Below are 236 nucleotides of genomic sequence, written 5' to 3' on the forward strand. Positions count from 1 at the left end.
TCAGCTACTCCAGTGAATGTCCCTGCTTTTCGGTCAATCAGTAAAGCTTGCACATTCCCTATATCAATAGGGGAACTGCCAATCTGGTGACCCATATCATTTAACTTTGTTCTTACATCTAGAGGGTCACCTACTTCATAACGATACGAAGTTAAGCTGTTTGTGTAGCTTCTTGGCTCTTCTACCGCATCCTGTAGCTCCATGTCATATTCAAGTACATTGAGAATCGTCTGTGT

Annotated in this window: 1 protein-coding gene; it reads right to left on the reverse strand. The window is 42.4% G+C overall.

Features of this window, described 5'->3' with window-relative positions:
• Positions 1-236, reverse strand: a 236-nt coding sequence (locus KVT11_RS20625) for a gamma-glutamyltransferase (RefSeq protein ID WP_217609220.1), incomplete at both ends; no start/stop codon positions are given.

This window comes from Bacillus sp. GbtcB10, assembly GCF_019091365.1.
Taxonomy (GTDB): Bacteria; Bacillota; Bacilli; order Bacillales; family Bacillaceae; genus Bacillus; species Bacillus altitudinis.